This is a genomic window from Gordonia sp. i37 (assembly GCF_002043085.1).
Lineage (GTDB): Bacteria > Actinomycetota > Actinomycetes > Mycobacteriales > Mycobacteriaceae > Gordonia > Gordonia polyisoprenivorans.
This window is the reverse complement of the sequence record NZ_MVPX01000323.1, coordinates 1-5,774: the sequence shown is the minus strand read 5'-3', so window position 1 is coordinate 5,774 and position 5,774 is coordinate 1. Positions and strand designations below refer to the sequence as shown.

6 protein-coding genes are annotated in these 5,774 nt (G+C 67.3%); 1 reads left to right on the top strand and 5 read right to left on the bottom strand.

Features of this window, described 5'->3' with window-relative positions; all coding sequences use genetic code 11:
* Positions 1-117 precede the first annotated feature (117 nt).
* The 5 genes from B1964_RS15835 to B1964_RS15815 all read right to left on the bottom strand — a co-directional run bounded on the left by B1964_RS15835 (position 118) and on the right by B1964_RS15815 (position 5,304).
* Entirely contained in the window at positions 118-774 is a 657-nt protein-coding gene (locus tag B1964_RS15835) for an NUDIX hydrolase (RefSeq protein ID WP_079930453.1), read from the bottom strand.
* Entirely contained in the window at positions 747-2,147 is a 1,401-nt protein-coding gene (locus tag B1964_RS15830; RefSeq protein WP_079930452.1) for an adenylosuccinate synthetase, read from the bottom strand. The genes B1964_RS15835 and B1964_RS15830 overlap by 28 nt, the downstream gene beginning before the upstream one ends.
* Entirely contained in the window at positions 2,144-3,097 is a 954-nt protein-coding gene (locus B1964_RS15825; protein ID WP_079930451.1) for a hypothetical protein, read from the bottom strand. Before B1964_RS15825 ends, B1964_RS15830 begins: the two co-directional genes overlap by 4 nt.
* Before the next feature lie 40 nt (positions 3,098-3,137).
* Positions 3,138-4,082: a hypothetical protein gene (locus B1964_RS15820; RefSeq protein WP_079930450.1), complete on the bottom strand. Its 945-nt coding sequence runs from the start codon at positions 4,080-4,082 to the stop codon at positions 3,138-3,140.
* A gap of 67 nt (positions 4,083-4,149) precedes the next feature.
* Positions 4,150-5,304 carry a PLP-dependent aminotransferase family protein gene (locus B1964_RS15815; RefSeq protein ID WP_079930449.1) on the bottom strand — a complete coding sequence of 385 codons (1,155 nt, stop codon included), beginning with the start codon at positions 5,302-5,304 and terminating at the stop codon, positions 4,150-4,152.
* Between the two features lie 240 nt (positions 5,305-5,544).
* Between B1964_RS15815 and B1964_RS15810 the strand changes: the two genes are divergently transcribed.
* Positions 5,545-5,774: MerR family transcriptional regulator (locus tag B1964_RS15810; RefSeq protein ID WP_139765754.1), on the top strand; the 230-nt coding region annotated here is incomplete at its 3' end.

The window sequence follows — 5,774 nt, the reverse complement described above, 5'->3', positions numbered from 1 at the left end:
AGCTGGAACCAGCACCGGTGCAAGCGGTCTCGAGGCTCGCCGCACGCGGCTCGCACCTCGACCATCGGAGGGATGGAGGCGCTCGACAATCGGGGGATGGAGGCGCTCGACCATCGATCAGGGGGAGTCGGTCGGGATCGGGGACCACCGCCAGATCTTGGGTGGACGACCGCCGGCGGCGGGCGCGACACCTGCTTCGGTGAGCGTGGTGATCCGGGCGAGGTCGCGATTGAGGTTGGCGCGGTGCACCTCTGCGCCGGTGAGCGAGCGGGTGATCGTGACGGCGTCGGTAGCGGTGAACTCAGGGCCGGTGAGGCCGCGCGTGAAAGTGAGTTCACGCCAGAGTTTCTCGGCAAGGATGGACCGGGTGGCGGTGATGATCTCGGCGTGATCGAACGCCGGTGGGTGGTCGCGGTCGATCGGTGTCCACACGGCCTGTTCCGTCCGGATGTCTGCCGAGTCCCAGAAGGTCGCCCACATGGCCACCGACAGTGACGGTCCGCGTGGATCTCGACTGGGCTCGTCGAAGGTCTGTAGTTGACCGATCGCCGACGGCGGCTCGTCGATGCCGAGTTTCGTGAGGGCTCGTGAGGCGGCATCGGTGAGGCGCTCACCGCTGCGCACGACGACGCCGGGGAGGGCTCGCTCGCCGAGATGCGGTTCGGTCGTACGGCGATGGGTGGCGACGAGCACCGCGCGCGCCTCGGCGTCGTAGGTCAGCGCCACCACATCGACGCTGACGACACTCAGGATGCCGGGCTCGGGCTGGGCCACGTGATACTCCTGTCGGTCCGTGCAGGCCCGGTCGCGCGGATCACGACGGGCGCCCCCGTCGCCTGCGAGATCAACTGTGCCACCCCATCGGCGTCAGCCGGAAGCTGTCGGAGATCCGGCGTGGCGTGCGCGGCGATCTCGGTCAGCCGCGCGAGTGCGGTGAGGTCGCCCCCGCGCGTGGGTGCCAGCGGAGTCGGATCACCGTCCCAGGTGTCTGCGACGCAAAGGCCTGCGGTGCCGAGGACATCGAGGTGCGAGACCGCAACACCGTCGAGCACACCCGCCACGGCCGCGGCATAGCGGAGCGCGGGAATGTCGAGATGTCCTGTCCGCCAGGCACCCTGGTAGCGTCCCTCACGATTGTGGACGTCGGGTAACACGACATCGTCGCTCTCGGTGGGCATCGGACCGTACCCGTGACGTGTTGCGTAACACCGCGTCGTACCCAGAACGTACGGACGGTGGCCGGTGCTTCGCAGCCACTGCACGAGCGGCCCGGGCACGACCGTGGACCACGTGGTGTGCGGGTGAAAGCCGTGCCATTCGTCGAGGAGCGCTCCCTGCGATCCCTCGAAAATGGTGGTACCGGCATCGATCGTCGCGTTCAGGTAGGCGGGCATGTCGTCGACGACGCGAATCGAATCGGCGATCTCACACAGCGTGTCGGCGATGTCGGTAACCGAGTCGACGGGCGCCTCGGCTTCGGGTGCGGCCGCCAACAGCGGCCGTGCGTAGGCCGCCAGCGCGTCGAGGGCACGGATCGTTGCTCGGCGATCACGGAGCAGGCCGAGAGTGGGCACAGCTGCATCCGGAGCGTCGGCATGCATCACGAAGTTGCCGACCCGCTGCCCCCGCCGGGCGCCGGACTCCATTGCCATTGCGTAGGCGGTGGTCTCGCCGATACCCTCACCGGTGGAGCCATGACGGGCGTTGCCACGCAGCGCTTCTCGGGCGCGATTCATGGCGATGTGCAGCGGTGTGGTGACCTGGCAGCGGGCGTCGGCGGTGAGCAATCCGAACGGGTTGCGGATACCGGCGTCGGCCAGTTCCGCCGCCTCTTGCGCCAACCGCAGGGGATTGACCATCATCGGGGCGGCGAGCAGGGTACGCACGTCGAGGAAACTCGCCGACCCGAACTGTCGGAAGGTGTGGTGCCGGCTGCCGTGGCACACGTTGTGGGCGGCCTGTGCGCCACCGGAAAACCGCACCACCGCAGTGGTGTCGGGGATCATCGACGCCAAGAAGTCCACGGTCGCTCCCTTGGCCTCATCGCCGTAACCGAGACCGACGACGATGACGGGAGCGCCGGGCGCGCGCCCGGGCAGGATCTCTGCACCGGGCGCGGCCGTGGTCGACGCCGTCGTGGTTCTCACAGGTCCGCCGGCAACGTGCCGGTCCCGGTGATCGGACGGGGAGTCATCTGCGCCAATGCCTTCCCGACCGCGGGTGCCGCGGCAGCACGGGCGTCACGCAGATCGGCCATGCCCTCCTCGACGGTGATGGCGTTCTCCATCACCCCGATGGTCAGCGCGATCAGATCGGCGACCCCGTCGGGATCGTCGAGCTTGAGGAATCGCTCGCCGACGATCGCCCGCCAGTGGTCCTCGATCTGCGGATCGTCGTAGTAGCTGGTCAGATTCGGCAGGATGTAGTGAATGTGGAAGCGCTGAGCCAATTCTCGATAGACGGCGGCGACGTCACGATCCTCACCGATGTCGTCGCCGATGAACCGGCGTACCGACTCCGCGTAGAGCACATCCTTGTTCATCTCGTCGCCGATGAAGAACACGTGGCCCTTGTGGCCGCGCCGATCCCAGGCATCGGTGACGACCCGGGTGGCCAGGAAGTACGCGGCCAGTGCGTACCCCTCACGCTTGTCGCCTCCGCCGCCGCCCTCGAGGTAGATGTCGCGCAGCTGTTCGTCGATGCGGTTGTCGGACTCGAATTGGCCGATCTGTAGTGGCACGACGTCGAATTGGTCGTCGCCGATGGCTCCGACCATGACCTGGGGATCGTCGACGTAGCCGCCGCGGGTCAGCAGACCGAGCAGATCGCCGAGACGTTTCTGGACGGTGATCGGCACGCGGCCCATCGAGCCCGTGACATCGAAGAGGACGACGATCGGGGTCGACCGGGGGGGGTCGATGCTGTCGCGTGACTCGCGTGTGGTGACGCCGTAGGCGTTGAGTGAGGGCGCCGCGACGCGCAGGTGACGTGGCGTCTCACGCATCCGGGCCGAGTAGCCGAAGTCGTCGGCGCCGGCTGCCCGGCGGGCGGCCGCGGCGCTGCGAAATGCGCTGGTGTCCCAATATCCCTGTCCCATGATGGATTCCTTTCTGGTGGTGAAGATGTGGAGGTGTCTGTCACGCCGTCATCGGCTGTGGTCTCGGCAGCGTGAACGGCCGGAATCGGCGCGGACCGTAAAGCGCCGATAACAACAGGTCGTATTCGTGTAGCCAGGTTTCCGGGTCGAGAGTCTCGGCAGCACAGGCGAATGCTCGCTGTCGAGTACAGCGGTCGCCCAGCATGACGCCGAACAACCGTGCCACGGCGTTCCCGTCGCGTGCCGGCGGGCTGCCGTCCCCGGCGGTCGCGGGGCCGGTCCACCCTGTCAACACGACACCGTGTTCGTCGGGATGGATCAGAACGGAGTGGACGCCGAGGTTGCCGTGCGGACGGCCGGCAGCGGCAAGAGTCATGACGATGCGGCGCACCATCCACGCCCAGTCGCGGCCGTCGAGTCCGGCGGGATACGACGCGTGCACCTCGTCCAGGCAGACCATTCCGGCGGGTACCCGGTAGGCGACCCAGGGATGGCCGTCGGTGACGGCGGTGTCGACGACGCACGGCGCGAAAGCCCGCATACCGTGGCCGGCCAGATGGGCGGCGACCGTCGGCAGCGCAACCACACCCTCGACGCCGGCGATGCGCCCGATCTCGACACGGATATCGGGGTCGTCGGTGCGATACGCGCTCATCTGGTCGGTGACCCAAAGGCGTTCGCGCAGAACGTGGGTGGCCGCCCCGGTCACGAATGCCGTGGTGTCACCGGTGCCCGACGCAGCCGTCACCGTCTCGCACCAGGCGCAATACAGCGCGTTGAGGGTCAGTGCGGCGTCGCGGGCAACCTCTGGCGACAGTCCGAGGATCGTCGCGCGGTCGGGGTGTACCGCGGCGAGTAAGGCGCGGTGACGGCGGCGTGCCGCGCGCTGGGCGGACGGATCGGTCGGTGTTCCCGCGAACACGTCGCCGGGTCGGCGGGCGTTCTCGATCAGCCGGACGATCTCGAAGGGGTCGTACTCGTTCATGTCTTTTACTCTAAACGAGTAATAACCAGGACGCAACGGTGTCGGTCGAACAGCCGACCATAGACGGTCAGAGGTGGTCCAGCGCCGCCGCGAGTCGTCGGACGCCCTCGTCGAGTTCCGCCGGTGGCAGCGTCGCGAAACTCAGTCGCAGGTACTCGCCGAGATCGTCGGAGACGGCGAACGCACGTCCCGGCACGAAGGCGACGCCCTGGTCGACGGCGGCAGGCAGGAGGTTGGAGGTATCGACATCGTGCAGGCGCGCCCAGCAGAACATCCCGCCCTCCGGTGGGCGCCAGTCGATCCGGCTCCCGAGATGGCGGTCGAGTGCATCGGTCAGCGCGGTTGCCCGAACCCGGTACTGCGCGCACAGGCGATCCACGTGGTCGGCGAGCCACCCGGTGTCGCTGAGCAGGTCGGCGGTCATCAGTTGACTGAACGCCGAGCCGCAGAGGTCGGCACTCTGACGCAGGCGCTCGACCATGCCGACGATCGACGGCGTTGCCTGCATCCAGCCCACCCGCAACGCCGGTGCGAGGATCTTCGACGCGCTGCCGAGTCGGATGACCCGATCGCCGGGGATCGGGGCGATCGGGTCGCCGGTGAATCGTAACGCACCATAGGGGTCGTCCTCGATCACGAGAAAACCGTACTGATCGGCGAGTTCAGCGAGTCGTATGCGGGTATGCGCGCTCGCGGTGACGCCTGACGGATTGTGAAAGTTGCTGACCGTGTGCACGATCCGGGGCCGTAGCCCGGACCGAAGCCGTGTCTCGAGCTCGGCGACGTCGGTGCCGGCGCCGGTGATGGGTAGGGCGACAATCCGGGCGCACACGGCTTGAAAGCTTTGCAGTGCACCCACATACACCGGATCGTCGACGACGACCGTTGATCCGGGATCGACGAGCGCCTGTGCCAGCAGCGAGAGTGCCTGCTGTGAACCATGGGTGATGAGGATCTGCTCGGGAGCGGCGCACTGCAGGTGGGCGATGGCCTCGCGGCACCGCGCAACGCCGGTGCTCGCCGTGTATTGGAGCGCCGAAGCGTCGGCGATCGCGCGCTGCGCCGCAACCGCGATCCGTGCGGTGGGGATGAGGTCGGTGGCAGGCAAACCGCCCGCGAGGCTGAGCACACCGGGCCGTTCGGTGACCGCGAGGAGATCTCGGATGGCCGACCCGCGGATCGACTCGAGGGCGCGCGATGGGGGAATGGACAAGGCAGACATGGGGCATCACTTCCGAAGGGCTGGTGGGGAAAGTGATGCGGGTGGTCACCGGATCGGCATCCAGGGTTCGATGCCTGACCAGACGGTATCGCGCGGAATCCAAATAATGAAACCACTTTCCCATTTGTTGGGATGACCTACTGGTGGTGTGCATCGCTGCATATCGGGCGACACGCGACTTGACCTTGACGCGGCGTCAACGTGTGTACTGCGATCACCACAAGCGAAAAAGGGGTGCCGATGAGGATCGGGCAGGTGGCACGGCTGGCGGGCGTCAGCACGCGCACCATCAGGTACTACCACCGGCTCGGGTTGCTTCCCGAGCCGCCACGGGATTCCAACGGATACCGAAGCTACGCACTCGACGACGTGGTGGCTCTCCTGAGGATTCGTCGGCTCACCGCACTGGGATTGGCGCTCGATGAGATCCGGGAGGTCCTTGCCGAGGACGGGGCGGCCGACCTCGACGA

Coding starts and splice junctions, on each gene's coding strand:
- B1964_RS15825 (WP_079930451.1), bottom strand. CDS start 3,097: ATGGGACAGGGATATTGGGACACCAGCGCATTTCGCAGCGCCGCGGCC.
- B1964_RS15820 (WP_079930450.1), bottom strand. CDS start 4,082: ATGAACGAGTACGACCCCTTCGAGATCGTCCGGCTGATCGAGAACGCC.
- B1964_RS15815 (WP_079930449.1), bottom strand. CDS start 5,304: ATGTCTGCCTTGTCCATTCCCCCATCGCGCGCCCTCGAGTCGATCCGC.